The sequence below is a fragment of the Ralstonia sp. ASV6 genome, assembly GCF_016429285.1.
In the GTDB taxonomy this organism is placed as follows: Bacteria; Pseudomonadota; Gammaproteobacteria; order Burkholderiales; family Burkholderiaceae; genus Ralstonia; species Ralstonia flaminis.
In genome coordinates, this window is record NZ_JAELUI010000702.1 from 1 (window position 1) to 252 (window position 252).

The 252-nt window shown below is 65.5% G+C and carries 1 protein-coding gene; it reads left to right on the top strand.

The features are described 5' to 3' along the window. Positions 1–108: 108 nt before the first annotated feature. A partial coding sequence (locus JHD73_RS28935; protein WP_199033460.1) for a DNA gyrase subunit A occupies positions 109–252 on the top strand: 144 nt, incomplete at its 3' end.

Here is a 252-nt window from a genome sequence, read left to right on the forward strand (position 1 = left end):
CCCCCCCCCCCCCCCCCCCCCCCCCCCCCCCCCCCCCCCCCCCCCCCCCCCCCTTTTCAAGCAGAAGACGGCATACGCGATCAGGCGCCATGTCTCGTGGGCTCGGAGATGTGTATAAGAGACAGCGCCATGAGCGTGATCGTGGGCCGCGCCCTTCCAGATGTACGGGATGGTCTCAAGCCGGTGCATCGCCGTGCGTTGTATTCGATGCACGAACTGAACAACGACTGGAACCGTCCCTATAAGAAGTCC